Annotated in this window: 15 protein-coding genes; 9 read left to right on the top strand and 6 right to left on the bottom strand. The window is 64.4% G+C overall.

The window, feature by feature from the left end; genetic code table 11:
- Positions 1–15 precede the first annotated feature (15 nt).
- The 4 genes from J0W34_RS19610 to J0W34_RS19595 form a co-directional block, all read right to left on the bottom strand.
- The gene (locus J0W34_RS19610; protein WP_230969903.1) at positions 16–489 is read right to left on the bottom strand and encodes an FxDxF family PEP-CTERM protein; all 474 of its coding nucleotides are present in this window, start codon (positions 487–489) and stop codon (positions 16–18) included.
- 329 nt (positions 490–818) lie between these two features.
- Positions 819–1187 (bottom strand): hypothetical protein, encoded by a 369-nt coding sequence (locus tag J0W34_RS19605; RefSeq protein WP_230969902.1) that lies wholly within the window; start codon positions 1185–1187, stop codon positions 819–821.
- Positions 1180–1614 carry an acyl-CoA thioesterase gene (locus J0W34_RS19600; protein WP_227816102.1) on the bottom strand — a complete coding sequence of 145 codons (435 nt, stop codon included), beginning with the start codon at positions 1612–1614 and terminating at the stop codon, positions 1180–1182. The genes J0W34_RS19605 and J0W34_RS19600 overlap by 8 nt, the downstream gene beginning before the upstream one ends.
- A 58-nt stretch (positions 1615–1672) precedes the next feature.
- Positions 1673–2104 (bottom strand): DsrE family protein, encoded by a 432-nt coding sequence (locus J0W34_RS19595; protein WP_227816103.1) that lies wholly within the window; start codon positions 2102–2104, stop codon positions 1673–1675.
- 137 nt (positions 2105–2241) lie between these two features.
- Here J0W34_RS19595 and J0W34_RS19590 point away from each other — a divergent pair, with 137 nt between their 5' ends.
- From J0W34_RS19590 to J0W34_RS19550, 9 genes are all read left to right on the top strand, one after another.
- On the top strand, positions 2242–2688 hold the full coding sequence (locus J0W34_RS19590) for a PACE efflux transporter (RefSeq protein ID WP_227816104.1): 447 nt from the start codon (positions 2242–2244) through the stop codon (positions 2686–2688).
- The gene (gene murB / locus J0W34_RS19585; RefSeq protein ID WP_230969901.1) at positions 2685–3701 is read left to right on the top strand and encodes a UDP-N-acetylmuramate dehydrogenase; all 1017 of its coding nucleotides are present in this window, start codon (positions 2685–2687) and stop codon (positions 3699–3701) included. The genes J0W34_RS19590 and murB overlap by 4 nt, the downstream gene beginning before the upstream one ends.
- 81 nt (positions 3702–3782) lie before the next feature.
- A complete protein-coding gene (locus J0W34_RS19580; protein ID WP_227816106.1) occupies positions 3783–4358 on the top strand; it encodes a hypothetical protein in 576 nt (191 codons plus the stop codon).
- A gap of 279 nt (positions 4359–4637) precedes the next feature.
- Entirely contained in the window at positions 4638–5759 is a 1122-nt protein-coding gene (locus J0W34_RS19575; RefSeq protein WP_230969900.1) for a sensor histidine kinase, read from the top strand.
- A gap of 22 nt (positions 5760–5781) precedes the next feature.
- Positions 5782–6171, top strand: a complete 390-nt coding sequence (locus J0W34_RS19570) for a response regulator transcription factor (protein WP_227816108.1) — start codon at positions 5782–5784, stop codon at positions 6169–6171.
- Positions 6172–6180: 9 nt separating this feature from the next.
- Positions 6181–7377 carry an ABC transporter substrate-binding protein gene (locus tag J0W34_RS19565; protein WP_230969899.1) on the top strand — a complete coding sequence of 399 codons (1197 nt, stop codon included), beginning with the start codon at positions 6181–6183 and terminating at the stop codon, positions 7375–7377.
- Positions 7378–7397: 20 nt separating this feature from the next.
- Positions 7398–11093 carry a PAS domain S-box protein gene (locus J0W34_RS19560; protein WP_230969898.1) on the top strand — a complete coding sequence of 1232 codons (3696 nt, stop codon included), beginning with the start codon at positions 7398–7400 and terminating at the stop codon, positions 11091–11093.
- Positions 11090–11608, top strand: a complete 519-nt coding sequence (locus J0W34_RS19555; RefSeq protein ID WP_230969897.1) for a hypothetical protein — start codon at positions 11090–11092, stop codon at positions 11606–11608. Before J0W34_RS19560 ends, J0W34_RS19555 begins: the two co-directional genes overlap by 4 nt.
- Positions 11605–12438 carry an HD-GYP domain-containing protein gene (locus J0W34_RS19550; RefSeq protein ID WP_227816112.1) on the top strand — a complete coding sequence of 278 codons (834 nt, stop codon included), beginning with the start codon at positions 11605–11607 and terminating at the stop codon, positions 12436–12438. Before J0W34_RS19555 ends, J0W34_RS19550 begins: the two co-directional genes overlap by 4 nt.
- A gap of 25 nt (positions 12439–12463) precedes the next feature.
- Here the strand turns inward: J0W34_RS19550 and J0W34_RS19545 are convergent, their stop codons facing one another.
- Positions 12464–13057, bottom strand: coding sequence for a response regulator (locus tag J0W34_RS19545; protein WP_227816113.1), 594 nt, complete (start codon positions 13055–13057; stop codon positions 12464–12466).
- A gap of 193 nt (positions 13058–13250) precedes the next feature.
- The gene (locus J0W34_RS19540; RefSeq protein WP_230969896.1) at positions 13251–14717 is read right to left on the bottom strand and encodes a DegQ family serine endoprotease; all 1467 of its coding nucleotides are present in this window, start codon (positions 14715–14717) and stop codon (positions 13251–13253) included.
- Positions 14718–14720 lie beyond the last annotated feature (3 nt).

The raw sequence follows: 14720 nt of genomic DNA, 5'->3' as shown, positions 1-14720 counted from the left end.
CCCGGTGTCGGAGGGTCAGGCCTTGGCGTCGAGCTTGCGGCGGGCGATCAGGCCCAGCATGCCCAGGCCGGCCAGGAACATGCCGTAGGTTTCGGGTTCCGGCACCGGCGTCACGGTGGTTTCGAACGCGTAGTAACCCGGATCGCCAAAGGCCATGGTGCTCAGGCTGTAGTCGCCCGCGGCCAGAAGCGAAGTCATGGAGCTGAATCCCGAGGACGATGGCGTGATCAGCCAGCCACCGAGCACACTGGTGCTCGACAGGCTCACCAGCACCGAACTCATGGACGTGAAGCCCTCGAAGCTCAGGTAGGACGCCGTGTCCAGGGAAAAGTCGAAGGTCATGGGGGCCATCGCATCGGCACCCACGGCGAAGACGGATTCGGTTGTCTGGTGCACTTCACCGTCGTAGGTGGAATAGACAAGCGCGTTGGCACTGCTGGCAAAGCCCAGTGCAAGGGGTACTGCAATGGCTAACAGCTTTCGTTTCATGGTCGATGCCTCTCTGCTCTCTGGGGCGGCGCAGGGGCGCCACCCGACGCACACCACGATGCAAGCGGCATGCCACTGTGCGTGTGGACTCAGGCGTTGCCTGAAAACCGCCGGGTCGACGCCAATGTCATGAAATCAAAATTGTTGCGAAACAGTAGCTTGCGGGGGTTGAAACAAAGTTTTTCCAGTTGTTACGAGGTCTTTGGGTGCGAAATTGTCATGCTGTTGTGCAGCAAAAAATGCACAACGATTGTGATATTCGAGACCTTTTCGGGCCGGAATCGACACCATTTCGGTGCGTCCTACACACCTGTCCTACACGGGTGATCTCAATCGATCGGGAGTGTGAATCGCGTTCCGCCCGAGCCATGAACCGAGTCCACCGCTTCGATGATCACGGTCTCGATACCGGGGGGAATGACCACCCCCGGCAGTGACCGGGTAAAGGGTTGCTCGCTCACGTGGGGGTGGAGCAAGGCGCGTGTGGCAAGCACGGTGCCGTCAGGCGTGCGGACGATCCAGGCGTTGGCATAGTGGTCCCAGCCGCTGTCGGCATGGCGGACGGTGACGCTCAGGGTGCACTGGCGTTGCGTATCGCATTGCGCTTGCGCGTCGAGGACGTCCGCCTTGCCGGCGTGGACACCGGTCGCGGCGAGCAGCAGGAGTACGCCGAGGGCGCGACGCATCCGCTTACGCACTGGTGCCGCCAACCCGCCGGGCAAAGGCGAAGGGCACCGAGGCGATCTGCCTGGCGTCGTAATCGAAGAAGACGATGCCGGTCTTGCCACGGGCCACTTCGCGGTCGGTGGCCACATCGTTCATCTGCCACACCAGATCGAAGCCGTATTTGTTGAAGTCCGTCGCCTGCATGGCCACGCGCATGGTTTCACCATGATGGGCTTCCGAGCGGTACTGCACGGCGGCATCGGAGACGACGATGCCGAGACCTTCGACGTCGAGTTCCTGATAACCCAGCGAATGAAAAAAGCGGCTGCGTGCCTCGGACACCAGGGTCAGCAGCAAGGCGTTGTCGAGATGATTGCCATAGTTGATATGGCTCAGGTAGATGGGCAGTTCGGTGGAAAAGCCGAACTGTTCGGGCAGGTCGATCCTGATGCGTGCCATGGGGGATGTGGTCGTGTGATGCGCAAGGCATCATTCAACCACATCCCCTGTTTCGGTGTTACGGGCGCACGTAGGACCAGCCAGCCCGCTGGCGATCGACGATTTCCTTCACGCCGGCCTGAACCACGGTCACGCCCAGATAGAGGTCGCCGTCGGTGACCTTCATCTTCTTCATGGTGTTGCCGCAGGCGGCGAGCTTGACGCCATCGGACAGCGCGACGCCCAGGCGTTCGCTGACCGGCGAGTCTTCCCTGAGCATGGACAGGCCCGGTCCGAAGGCCACGATCTCCACATCCACTTCATGAGCGCCACCCATGGCCGTGACCAGGTTGTTGGCGTTGTTGAGCGCCAGATTCCATTTGGCCGGATCGGCTTCACTCATCTGGATGACCACCCCCGGCTTTTCGCCCGCCGTTGCCATGGATGGCGCGAGCAGCGCGCCGGTGAGCAGGGTGAGTGCGGCGAGGGTCTGTCTTGTCTTGGTCTGCATGATCTCTGACTCCGTTGCGGTGGGGTGGGCGAAGCGTGCGCCGAGCGCCTGTCACTGGCAAGTTGCGGCGCACAAGCGCGCTTGCATGATCGCGGGGCTATGGTCATGATGCCGGCTCGATTCGTGCCCGACCGCCCGTGACTGCTCCCGCTCTCCGTACCCTCGCTGACCGCATCCGGCAGATCGCCCTGTTCGAAATCGGCGGTTTGCTGATCATTTCGCCTGCATTCGCCTGGCTGGGCGACGTGCCCTTGCTCGATTCGGTGGGGATGCTCGCCATCATCGCGCTCATTGCCGCGCTCTGGAACGGCGCCTACAACACCAGCTTCGACTGGCTGGAGGCTCGCCTGACCGGGCGCACCGCCGATAAGCGCCCATGGTCGCTGAGGCTGGTCCATGCCCTGGGGTTCGAGCTGGGCCTGCTGACGATGACCTTGCCGGTGGTCATGTTGTGGACCGGCCTGGGGTGGTTCGACGCCCTGATGGCTGACATCGGGCTTGTCGTCGCCTATGTGGTTTACGCATTCGTGTTCAATATTGCTTACGATCGCCTCTTTCCCATTGCCAGCCCGCCCGACGCATGACCGAGTTCGACGCCCAGGTGCCCCTCGATGACAGCAACACCTTCGGCCTGCCTGGTCGTGCGCGCAGCTACTGGCGGGTGGACGACGTGGACACGCTCGTCGCGGCGGCGGCCGACGGTCGGCTACGCGCGCCGCGTCTGGTGCTCGGGGGCGGAAGCAACATCGTGCTGCGAGGCGATGTGGACGCGCTGGTGCTGCATGTGGCCCTCAAGGGGCGCGCGCTGGTGGAGGAGGCCGCAGACGACGTCCGCGTGGCGGCGGCCGGGGGCGAGAACTGGCACGATTTCGTCCGCTGGACCCTGGACATGGGCTGGCCGGGGCTGGAAAACCTCTCGCTGATCCCGGGGACCGTTGGCGCTGCGCCGGTCCAGAATATCGGTGCCTACGGTCTCGAACTGTGCGAGCGTTTCGACCACCTCGATGCGGTCGATCTCGACACCGGGGCGAAGGTTCGTTTCGATGCCAGTGCGTGTGCTTTCGGTTACCGCGACAGCGTCTTCAAGCGCGCGGCCGCAGGGCGCTATCTGATCACGCGTGTGGTCTTTCGTCTGCCGCGGGTGTGGCAGCCGGTGCAGGGCTATGCCGACGTGCGCCGCTGGCTGGACGAGCATGGGGTGGGCGCACCCACTGCGCATCAGCTCTCGGATGCAATCATCGCCATCCGTCGGGCCAAACTGCCCGACCCGGCCGTGATCGGCAATGCCGGCAGTTTTTTCAAGAATCCCGTGGTGTCGGCGGAACAGGCCGGCGCGTTGCTGGCCGTTCATCCCGAAGCGCCGCACTATCCCCAGGCGGATGGGCGCATCAAGCTGGCGGCAGGCTGGCTCATCGATCAGTGCGGCTGGAAGGGGCGTGCGCTCGGGCCGGTGGCCTGCCACGACCGCCAGGCGCTGGTGCTGGTCAATCGGGGTGGGGCCACGGGCGCTGACGTTGAGCGCATCGCGGAACGTATTGCCCAGGACGTGAAGACGCGATTCAGCGTCGACCTCGAACCGGAACCCCTCTTTATTTGAGGCGCCCTGCCCGAACACCATCAAGTTTTTCGTGTCGGTGCCGTGTAGAACCTACCCAGTGCCGAGTACGCGAGGATTGCGATGAGTGAAGTGGATACAGACGAACGCCGGGGCACCCGTGCCCACAAGCCGGATCTCGACTGGAGCCAGGTGCGCGAGACAGTGCTCATGCTCGAACTGGCCGCGGGCCAGATCGAAGCGGCCATGCGCGATGGCGACAACTCCGTTGAAACCCTGACCGATGCCTTCACTTCGCTGGCGGGCTACGTGCGCGGCATGTCGAACGAGCTCGATGCACTGCCCGACCAGGGCGAGATGGGCGAGATCAAAACCGGGCTGCAGGCACAGGCCTCCCAGCTGAGCGACCGGGTTCAGCAGTCCATCATCGCCTTCCAGTTCTATGACAAGCTGGTCCAGCGTCTGGCCCACGTCTGTCACAGTCTCAGCGCCCTGTCGAATCTGGTGGTCGACCAGAACCGGCTCTTCAATCCCTACGAGTGGGTGTCGCTTCAGGAGAAGATCCGTGTGCGCTACTCCACCCGGGAAGAAATCGAGATGTTCGAAGCGGTCATGAACGGCATGCCGGTGAAGGAAGCGCTGGCCCAGTACATGGCAGGTAAGCACGATCGCGGCGACGAGGATATCGAGTTGTTCTGATCGAGCCCGCGTTATTGAGCAAACGGTCGCTGCGGCGGCCGTTTTTTTTCGTCTGCAGGTTTCATGACAGTCAGGACGCACCGGCGCAGAAGGTTGGCGCCGGATCCATTCCCAGCGGGTAGTCGCCATCCAGCGGCTGCCCGTTTTTCATTGCTGCCCGAAAACCTGCCGTTCGTCGGTTACGGGCGATCGAAACTCAAACTTATCTTGCAAATACCGTCAAAAGTGATAGAAATGATAAAAAGAAACAGCAAATATCAAATGTAATCGAGGTGCGCCATGAATCCGCTGATGAAACGTCTCTTCCACACCGTTCGCGATGGTCTGTTCATCGTGTCGCGTGAGGCCGAGGTGCGCTTTGCCAACGAGGCGGCATTGCGACTCATCCCGGCAGCGCTCGGCGCCCGGATTCCGAACCCCGACCTGGAGCGCATGGTCGTCTCCGTGGCTTCCGGGTACACGGCGCTGCCGCATGCCGAAGACATCGAACTGGGTCGCGACTGCCTGGTGGCTGACGCCGACGTGATCCGGGCACACTTGATGTCCAGTCCGGTCGGCACCGATCTGGTCGTGATCCTGCACAACCTCACCGAAAGCCAGTTCTTCGATACCGCCATGTCCAATTTCAGCAGCATGTTGCAGCGCGAATGCGGCGACGACATGGAGGCCCTGAGTGCAGCGCTCGAAGCACTGGAGCAGCAGATCGATACGGCGGATGCGGGCGAGGTCACGCGCCTGCGCACAGCCGTGAAGAACGCCGGCCATGCGGTCTTCGATACCGTGGGCAAGCTGGTAGGCCTCGCCGCCCTGAGCGATGGCGAGGCACTGGTGGCCGAGGAGCGCATCGTGGTGGCCCAGTGGCTGGCCCGCACCGCCGACTACTGCCGGCGTGTGGCCAACGAGCGTCAGGTGCGCATTCTCATTGATGGCAAGGTCGAGGAATTGCCGCCGGTGTATGGCAGCGAGAAGTGGCTCGACCGCGTGCTCATCGAATGCATCGACAATGCCGTGCGCTACGGCGCCCAGGGCAGCGAGGTGTATCTGTCGGCGGTCGCCCAGGGTGAATACGTGCGCATCAGCGTGCGCAACATGGGCGCTGCCGGCATTCCGGCACACCTGCGCCAGCGCCTGTTGCGGCCACTCTATCGCGGCAAGAACGCCACGGCGGCAGGCGAGCCCGGCCTTGGTCTCGGCCTCTCTCTTGCCAGGCAGGTGGTTGAGTTGCATGGCGGCCGGCTGGTCATCGACCAGCCCGAAACCGACGAAATCGAATGCGCCATCGAAATGCCCACCGGCGCCCCCAAGAGCGATTCTCGCCAGCTCGATCTCGAGCAGGCCCAGCGCTACGCGCGTGATCTGGCGCAACTGATGCAGCGCCGAACCGCCAAAGCCACCTCTTAACAGAACAGCCAAGGAGTGCGACATGAGCAAAGTCATCCTGGTGGTCGAAGACCAGCCCGATCTGAGAAAACTGATCCGAATGACCCTCGACTTCGGCGACTACGAAGTGCATGAGGCCGACAACGGCGTGGGGGGCCTGCGCATGGCCGAGGGGGTCAAGCCCAATGTCGTGCTGCTCGATGTGATGATGCCGGGCGAGCTTGACGGGTATCAGGTGTGCGAGCGCATCAAGCAGGACCCGGCACTCAAGCATGTCATGGTGGTGATGCTGACCGCGCGCGGCCAGCAATCGGACCTTCAGGCCGGCGCAGCGGCCGGCTGTGACGGTTACCTCACCAAGCCTTTCAGCCCGCTGGAGCTCATCGACACCGTCGACGGACTGCTTGAGCGTCAGGCGGCCGAGACCATCTGAGCATCGGTCATGGCGACGCGACGCGACTTCCTCTGCGCGATGGCGGGCTTCGGTGCCAGCGCCGTACTGGCGCCGGCCACGGCAGCGACCGCCGGCAGGCAGCCGGTGCTGGTGGGGCTGGATGCCGAATTCCGCGAACACACCAGCACGTCCGACGAGGCCATCCGCCACGGCATGGAGATTGCCATCGAGCAGATCAACGCCGCGGGTGGTGTGCTGGGCGGTCGCATGCTCAAGCTCATGGCACTGGACAATCGTTCAATGCCGGCGCGTGGCGTGGAGAACGTACGCACCTTCATCGACATGCCCGAACTGGTGGCCTACTTCTGCGGCAAGTTTAGCCCCGTGGTGCTTGAGCAGATTGCGCTGATCCAGCGTTACGGCCTGCCGCTCATGAATCCCTGGGCGGCCGCGGACGCGATTACCCGGAACGGCTCTCGCCCCAACTTCGCCTTTCGGGTGGGCCTGATCGACAGCTGGGCCATGGCCTCTCTGCTCGACGCGGCCGCCCGGCGAGGGCTGGGACGCTGCGGGCTCATGCTGCCGAGCACCGGCTGGGGCCGCAGCTGTGACCGCGCGGCGCGCAGTCACGCCGAAGGGCGGGCCGATATCGAGATCCTTGAGCCGGAATGGCACCACTGGGGCGGGTTCCCCGACTGGCGGGAGCCGATTGCCCGTCTGCGTTCGGGCGGGGCGAAAGCCATTGTGCTCGTTGCCAACGAGCCCGAAGGCGCCGCGCTGGTGCGTGCCATGGCGACCCTGCCGGTCGAAGAGCGCCTGCCGATCTTCAGCCACTGGGGTGTGACGGGGGGCCAGTTCCCGCAACTGTGTGGCGATGCGCTCGGCAAGGTCGATTTCAGCGTTATCCAGACCTTCAGTTTCGAACACCCGCGCAATGCCCGTGCGACCGCGCTGGCACAGGAGGCGAGCCGCCGCTACGACGGTCTGGCGCCAACGGCCATCCCCTCTGTGATCGGCATTGCCCACGCCTACGACCTCATGCACATGCTGGCACTGGCCATCGACCAGGCGGGCACCACCAATCGCCTCGCTATTCGCGATGCCCTGGAGCACCTGCCCCCTTACGACGGTGTGGTCCGCCACTATGCGCGCGCGTTCACGGCCGATCGTCATGAGGCGACGGAGCCGGGCGACCTGTTCCTGGCCCGCTACACGGCCGCTGGCCACCTGCTGCGTGTGCGCTGAGCCGGACGGAGGAGAACATCATGAGTGACCGGAATCCGATCAAACGCATTCGCCGCTGGCTCGACAGCAGCTTCAGTCACCGGGTGACCGCCTACACCATGCTGATCGCGATGATCGCTGTGTCGGTGCTGGGCCTGCTCAGTTACCTCACCATCGGGCATCTGGTGTCTCAGCGGGTCGAGGCCGAACTGATTTCGCACGGTGCAGTGCCCCAGTCCCGCCTGCAATACCGAATCGATTCGCTGATGGCGACCGCGGCGTCGCTGGCCGAGCGCTCCATCGTGCGCAATGCACTGGCCGACTCCGGCGGTCGTCGCGCCTATCTGGACCCGTTCCTGCGCGAACTGGTGAGCTCGGAGTCCGGCATCTGGAACGTTGCGATCACGGACTACAAGGGTGAGAACATCTCTTTTCATGGCAACGCGTCGGCCGATGCCGGGCAGTCAGCCGCGCTGGCCGCGGGCGTGGTCGCGTCGAACACGCCGACCATTCATCTGTATCGCGACAACGGCAACGACCATGCCCATCTGGTGGTGGTGTCTCCGATTCTGTACCCGCGCACCGGTACCGTCGAAGGGGCATTGCGCCTCGAACTCGATCTGGACCGCATGTTTGCCGACGCCTCGGTCCTGGCCGAGGCCGGGGAGGTCATCTCCCTGATCGACAACGAAGGGCGGCTCATCGCCATGGCCGGAACGCCCATTGATGGCCCGGTGCTGTCGGCCACGCTGCCCATCGTGGCCGGTGATGTGCAGATGACGGCCCGGGTCGAAACATCGGTGTGGCGGGTCTACACCCCCATGCTTTCGCTACTGGGTATCTTCATTCTGCTCGGTGCGCTGTCCCTGTTCGCCATCGCCCGCTTCAGTGCCCGCGCGGCCGAGGCGGTGACCCGGCCGGTACGTGCGCTCAGCGCCCTTGCCCAGGAAATTGCCACGGGCGGTACCGTGCGCAAGCTCGAATGCAGGGTGGATGGCGAAGACGAGATCGCCTCGCTGGCTGGCGCGTTCAACCGCATGATTCACACCATCTACGACCACCACGAGCGGCTCGAGTCCGAGGTGCGCCGTCGCACGGATGCGCTCGCCGAGGCCCAGTCCCGCCTGTCGGGCATTCTCGAATCGATTCAGGACATGCTCTATTCGGTGGATCTGCGCGACGGGCGCACCCGCTACCTGTCGCCGGCGGCGGCGCCGCTCATGGGCTTGCCCGCAGCCACCTCCGATCTGGATATCGAAACCTTCCGGGGGTGTGTGCATACGGACGATCAGGCGGCGGTCAGCACCATGATGGCGCAGGTGCGAGACAGCGGGTTTGCCGAGCTGCGCTATCGCATCATCGGCTTCGACGGTGTCGAGCGCTGGGTGCGCGAACGGGTCTATCTGGTGTTCGACGATGCGGGCGAGCCCTGTCGTATCGACGGCATCGTTGCCGACGTGAGTGCACGCATGGCGGCCGAGCGGGCGCGCCGCGACGCCGAGCGCGGTCTGAGGCTCAAGGACCAGGCGCTGGCCTCGAGCAGCAACGGCGTGCTGATTCTCGATGTGAGCGGCGAGGCCGAGCGCATCGTCTATTCCAACGACGCCTTCCACGACATGACCGGCTACCTGGCCGCCGACACGGACGGGCGCGACTGGCGCTTCCTCCATGCCGACAGCGAAGATCGCTTTGCCGTTGAAGAACTGCGTGCGGCGGTGGTGAGCCATCGTCAGGCTACGGTGACCCTGCGTCTGCGCTGCAAGGATGGGGCGCTGCGCTGGGTTGAACTGAGCGTGGCCCCCGTGCGCAGTGAAGAGCGCGATCAGATCGATCACATGGTGGGCGTGTTCAACGACATCCATGATCGCGTGATCGGCGAGCAGCGCTATCGCAACGTGGTCGACAGCGTCAAGGAGGTGATTTTCCAGACCGATCGGGAAGGCCGATGGGTCTTCCTCAACACTGCCTGGGCGCGGGTCACCGGCTTTACCGTGCGCGAATCACTGGGGCTGAACTTTCTCGATTTCATCCACCCTGAGGACCGCGAAGCGTATCGGGAGACCTACGCCGAGATGGCGCGAGGTCACCAGGAGACCTGCGAGCACGAAATCCGGTATCTCACCCGCGACGGCCAGACACGCTGGATGTCGGTCTATGCCCGCAGCACGGTCGACGAATTCGGCATGGTCCAGGGCTTCACCGGCACCCTCATCGACATGACCGAGCGTCATCAGTGGGAAGAGGAACTGCACCTTCGCGATCGTGCGCTGCAGGCCAGCTCCAACGGCATTGTGATTGCCGACACTGCCCAGCCGGACAACCCGATCATCTACGCCAACCCGGCCTTCGAGCGCATGACCGGCTACGCCCAGGACGAGATTCTCGGGCACAACTGCCGCTTGCTGCAGTGTGACCAGACCGACCAGGGGCGGCTGGACGATATTCGAACCGCGCTGCGCGAGGGCAGCGAGACGACGGTGATCCTGCGCAACAAACGCAAGGACGGCTCGCTGTTCTGGAACGAACTGTCGATCTCGCCGGTGCGTGATGCCAATACCGGCGCGGTGACCCACTTCGTGGGCGTGCAGAACGACGTCACCTCCAAGCTCGATGCCGAAAAGCAGCTGTTCGAATGGTATGTGCGGCTGTCGACGATCTTCACCCTCAGCCCGGACGGTTTCGTGTTCTTCGACAACACCGACCGGCTCGCCTACCTCAATCCCGCCTTCGAGCGCATGGTCGGCCTGAACTCGGGCGATCTGGAAGGCAAGACCGAGGCCGAGTTCGACGAGATCCTGCGCGGGCTGTGCGACGACAAGCTGCCCTATGTGTCGGTCTTCGACATGGACGACGACCCCGATGAAGACGGTCTGTGCGGCCTTACCACCCTGAACCTGGCCGGGCCGGGCCAGCGTGTGCTCCAGCGCAGCGTGCGCCACTGCGAGTCCGACGCCGCCACCAAGGTCTTCTACTTCCGTGACGTGACCCGCGAGACCGAGGTCGATCGCATGAAGAGCGAATTCCTCTCCACGGCGGCACACGAACTGCGCACGCCGATGGCCTCGATCATGGGCTTCTCGGAGCTGCTGCTGACACGCAAGTTCGACGAGGGCCGCACGGCAGACCTGCTGCAGACCATCAACCGGCAGTCGAAACGGCTCACCGGGCTGCTCAACGAGTTGCTGGATCTGGCGCGCATCGAAGCGCGTGCCGGCAAGGACTTCAAGATCGAGCGCATTCCCCTGCGCAAGCTCATCGACGACACCGTGGCCGCCCTGATGATGCCGGGTGACGACCGCCAGGTGCAGATGCAGCTGCCCGATCAGCTCCCCGAGATCAGCGTGGACTGGGCCAAGATGACCCAGGCGCTCACCAACATCCTCTCCAACGCCTACAAGTATTCGCCCAATGGCGGCGACATCTGCCTCGACGTGATCGAGCAGCCGGCGGGGGAGGGCAAGCGCGGTGGCCTGATCGGCATCCGCGTCAGCGATCACGGTCTGGGCATGACGCCCGAACAGACCGCCATGGCCTTCGAGCGCTTCTTCCGTGCGGATGACTCCGGAAACATTCCGGGCACCGGGCTGGGACTGTCGCTGGTCAAGGAAATCGTCGAGCTCCACGGTGGCCGTGTGGGGCTGGAAAGCACATTTGGCGAAGGCACGCAGATCACCCTGTGGCTGCCGGTCACCCCGGCGCACGCGCGTGCCCATCTGGTACAGGAGACAACGACATGACCCATACCCTCGAACAGACCCGTGGCATCCTTCAGCAGATTCAATGCGGCATGGGCCCCTTGCCGCCCGGCTTCGATCTCGAAACCCTGGTGTGCCAGACGGTGTCGGCCGTGGCCGCTGACTGCGTCGAGCATGTCTTCGTGCTCGAACCCCCGCGTCAGTTCATCCACGTGCGGGGTGAGGCCGCCGATCTCATCCAGGCTCTGTCCGGCGTGCTGCATGCTCTCACGCGCCTGTCGCCCGGCGGGAGCAGCATCAACATCTGGACGTTTGCCCAGGTCATGAACGGACGCAACTGGGTCGCCGTCAGAATCCGCGAAAACGAAGAAGGATTGCGGCGCGACGGTGCCGAGGTGGCGCGTGCCATGGAGGCCATCACCGCGTTTGTCGAATCCATGGGCGCGAATCTGGAAGTGGCCTGGGATTCGACCGGGACGGCTGAACTGTCGGTGTGGCTGCCCTGCTTCAATCTCGTGGAGTTCGACGACGCCATGCCCGGGGAGCAGATGTCATGAGCCCCCACCCGGTGGTCGAAGCGCTGGGGGCTGAGGAGGTGGTGCTTTCGGACGCCTCCCTGCCCAGCACCTGGGACAAGGCGACGGATGATGTCGTGCCCCATCAGGATCAGGCCCGCGACGCCTACCAGCAGATGTACCGCGTCGCCGACGATCTCAGGCAACTGCGCCTGAACCGCGATGCCGCGTTTCGTGCCCTGGCCGATGCGCACCATGAAACCCTGTTCCGTCTGGCCCTCATGATCGAGATGCGCGCCGGCGGGGACTCGGCACGCATCCTGCGCATTGCCGCCCTGTCGGCGTTGCTGGCCGAATCGATCGACTGGTCACCGAGCGCGTGTGAAATGCTCTCGCGTGCAGCCCCCCTGGCCGACATCGGCCTGTGCATGGTGCCCGAAGACGCCACGCCGCAAACGGGCGCGCTCAACGAATCCTACCGGGACCATACCCGTCAGGGCGCGCGCCTGCTCGGTGGGACGGATGTGCCGGTGCTGCAGATGGCGGCCACCATCGCGCTCAACCATCACGAGCGCTGGGACGGGGCCGGCTACCCCAGCCGGCTCGCGCGCGAGGCCATTCCGGTGGAGGCACGCATCTTCGCCGTGGCCGACTACTTCGATACCATCACGCTGGGGCCGGACGATGAACGCCTGCCGGACTCCATCGCCCTGCGCGCGGTGCGCGCCGAGCGGGGCAAGCGGCTCGATCCGGTGGTGGCCGAGGCCTTGCTCGACAACGCGGTGCGCCTGTGTGGCGCGCGTGATTTCGTGAATGTCCAGGGCGCAGCCGATGGCTTCGACTGGCCCGAAGGCTGGTGGCGGGTGTTCTGATGCGCCGAGTTGGCGCACGCGTGCTTCAGGCGCTGTGTTCGCGTCGCAGCTGGGCGACCTTGGCCTGCACGTAGCCGCGCAACTCTTTGAAGGGCACGGGCTTTCCGTAGCGGGTCACGTCATCGGGCAGGCCGCCCTCGTCGGCGATCTCGTCATCCGACATGCCCGAGACCACCACGATGTCGGTGCCTGCCGTGAGCTTGTTTTCACGGATGCGGCGGATCATCTGAAACCCGTTCAGCCCCGGCATGTTCAGATCGGTGATGAGCAGATCGGGGGGGTGGCGACCGATTTCCAGCAGCGCGTCGAAGCCGCTGGTGACCAACTGCACTTCCAGCGGCAGACCCCAGCCTTCCAGCGTGTGGGTGTACAGCTTCTGCAGAATGCGATCATCTTCGGCGATGAGCAGGCGCAGCGCACGCGTGCCGTTGGCGACCGTGGCGCCGGTGCGTGCCCGCTGGTGGTAGCTCTCGACCGATGCCTCGTCGATGCGGCGATGCCCGCCCGCCGTCTTCCAGGCCCGCAGTTCGCCCCGCTCGACCATCTGTTGCACGGTGCCGAGCGAAAGCCCGAGCCGTTTGGCGGCTTCGCGGGTACTGATGTACTTGGGTTCTGCCATGGTCTGACCCCCACAAAAAGCGCGAAATGGCAAATTCTTTGAATGTGTGAATCCTACCAGCTTTGGTGCGGGGTGGAGGCGCCCTATGCCATCACGATGCGCGTGTGCCCTGACGAACGGTCGGTCAGACGTCAAAAGACCGGGGGGCGACCCCCGGTCTTCATGACAATGGAAAAGACGGTGAAGGGCCGGATCAGCCCAGTTCGATGGGCACGAAGATGCGGGCGTCGTTGCGCTGGATGAGCAGGGCCATGTGCTTGCCGGACTTGGCCACCTGGGCCCGCAGGGCCGCAATGCTGTCCACCGGATTGCCATTGACCGACAGCACCACGTCGCCCGGCTGAATGCCGGCCTTGGCGGCCGCCCCGGCTACCTGACCGACCACCAGGCCGCCGTCCACCTTGGCCTGCTCGCGTTCCTGCTCGGTGAGCGGACGAACAGCCACGCCCAGTCGGGCCTGATCGAGCTTGTCATCGTCCACGCTGGCCACCTCATCCTTGGCGTCCAGCTTGCCCACCGTCAGATCCAGCGTCCTGGCCTTGCCGTCGCGCCAGATCTCGATGCTGGTGTCCGTGCCCGGTTTCATCACCGCCACGCGTGGCGGCAGTTCGCCCGAGCTGACCACCGGCTCACCGTTGAAGCCGAGGATCACGTCGCCGGCCTTGAGGCCCGCCTTCTCGCCCGGGCCGTCCGGCTCGACCTGGGTGACCAGGGCACCATTGGCCGACTTGAGACCGAAAGACTCGGCCAGGCTCTGGTTCATGTCCTGGATGCCCACGCCGATGCGCCCGCGGGTGACGTGGCCGTCGGCGAGCAGCTGGTCTTTCACCTGCACCGCCACATCGATGGGGATGGCGAAGGAAATGCCCTGGTAGCCTCCCGAGCGCGAATAGATCTGTGAGTTGATGCCCACCACCTCGCCCTTGAGGTTGAGCAGCGGGCCGCCCGAATTGCCTGGATTGATGGCCACATCGGTCTGGATGAACGGCACGTAGCCCTCGTTGGGCAGCGATCGCGACTTGGCCGAGACGATGCCGGCAGTCACGCTGTTTTCGAAACCGAAGGGCGAGCCGATGGCCAGCACCCATTCGCCCTCATTGGTGTTGGACGGGTCGCCCAGCGGCACCGTCGGCAGGTCCTTGGCGTCGATGCGCAGCACCGCCACATCGCTGAGCTTGTCGACTCCGACCACTTCCGCGGTGAACTCGCGCTTGTCGGTGAGTTTCACCGTGACCGTATCGGCGCCGTCGACCACATGGGCGTTGGTCAGGATCACGCCGTCGGCATCGACGATGAAGCCCGAGCCCTGGCCACGCACGACACGCTCGCCCTGCGGTACCTGGAATTGCGGGCCAAAGCGCTTGAAGAACTGGGACATCGGGTCCCTCGGATCGAGCGGGCCAAAGGGTGACATCACGCCGCCGCCCTGTTCCACGGTGCCCTCCACGCTCACGTTCACCACTGCCGGGCCATAGCGATCGACGATGGATTCAAAGTCCGGCAGGGCCATGGTCGTGGCCGGTGCCGCGGTGGCAACGGCGGCCACCGGGCTGGCGGCATGCACTTCACCCACCCCGTGACGGGCCGCCACGTAGCCGCCACCGGCCGAGGCCAGCAGGGCCAGGGTGATCACGGAACGCTTGAAGGTCTTGTTTTGCATGTC

The sequence above is a fragment of the Nitrogeniibacter aestuarii genome (genome assembly GCF_017309585.1).
GTDB classification, from domain to species: domain Bacteria; phylum Pseudomonadota; class Gammaproteobacteria; order Burkholderiales; family Rhodocyclaceae; genus Nitrogeniibacter; species Nitrogeniibacter aestuarii.
This window is presented reverse-complemented; position numbering and strand designations above follow the sequence as displayed.

Bases quoted from the DNA above. Each gene is read 5' to 3' on its own strand.
- J0W34_RS19580 (WP_227816106.1), top strand. From the start codon at position 3,783: ATGAGTGAAGTGGATACAGACGAACGCCGGGGCACCCGTGCCCACAAG.
- J0W34_RS19565 (WP_230969899.1), top strand. From the start codon at position 6,181: ATGGCGACGCGACGCGACTTCCTCTGCGCGATGGCGGGCTTCGGTGCC.
- J0W34_RS19595 (WP_227816103.1), bottom strand. From the start codon at position 2,104: ATGCAGACCAAGACAAGACAGACCCTCGCCGCACTCACCCTGCTCACC.
- J0W34_RS19545 (WP_227816113.1), bottom strand. From the start codon at position 13,057: ATGGCAGAACCCAAGTACATCAGTACCCGCGAAGCCGCCAAACGGCTC.
- J0W34_RS19560 (WP_230969898.1), top strand. From the start codon at position 7,398: ATGAGTGACCGGAATCCGATCAAACGCATTCGCCGCTGGCTCGACAGC.
- murB (WP_230969901.1), top strand. From the start codon at position 2,685: ATGACCGAGTTCGACGCCCAGGTGCCCCTCGATGACAGCAACACCTTC.
- J0W34_RS19570 (WP_227816108.1), top strand. From the start codon at position 5,782: ATGAGCAAAGTCATCCTGGTGGTCGAAGACCAGCCCGATCTGAGAAAA.
- J0W34_RS19550 (WP_227816112.1), top strand. From the start codon at position 11,605: ATGAGCCCCCACCCGGTGGTCGAAGCGCTGGGGGCTGAGGAGGTGGTG.
- J0W34_RS19600 (WP_227816102.1), bottom strand. From the start codon at position 1,614: ATGGCACGCATCAGGATCGACCTGCCCGAACAGTTCGGCTTTTCCACC.
- J0W34_RS19540 (WP_230969896.1), bottom strand. From the start codon at position 14,717: ATGCAAAACAAGACCTTCAAGCGTTCCGTGATCACCCTGGCCCTGCTG.
- J0W34_RS19555 (WP_230969897.1), top strand. From the start codon at position 11,090: ATGACCCATACCCTCGAACAGACCCGTGGCATCCTTCAGCAGATTCAA.
- J0W34_RS19610 (WP_230969903.1), bottom strand. From the start codon at position 489: ATGAAACGAAAGCTGTTAGCCATTGCAGTACCCCTTGCACTGGGCTTT.
- J0W34_RS19575 (WP_230969900.1), top strand. From the start codon at position 4,638: ATGAATCCGCTGATGAAACGTCTCTTCCACACCGTTCGCGATGGTCTG.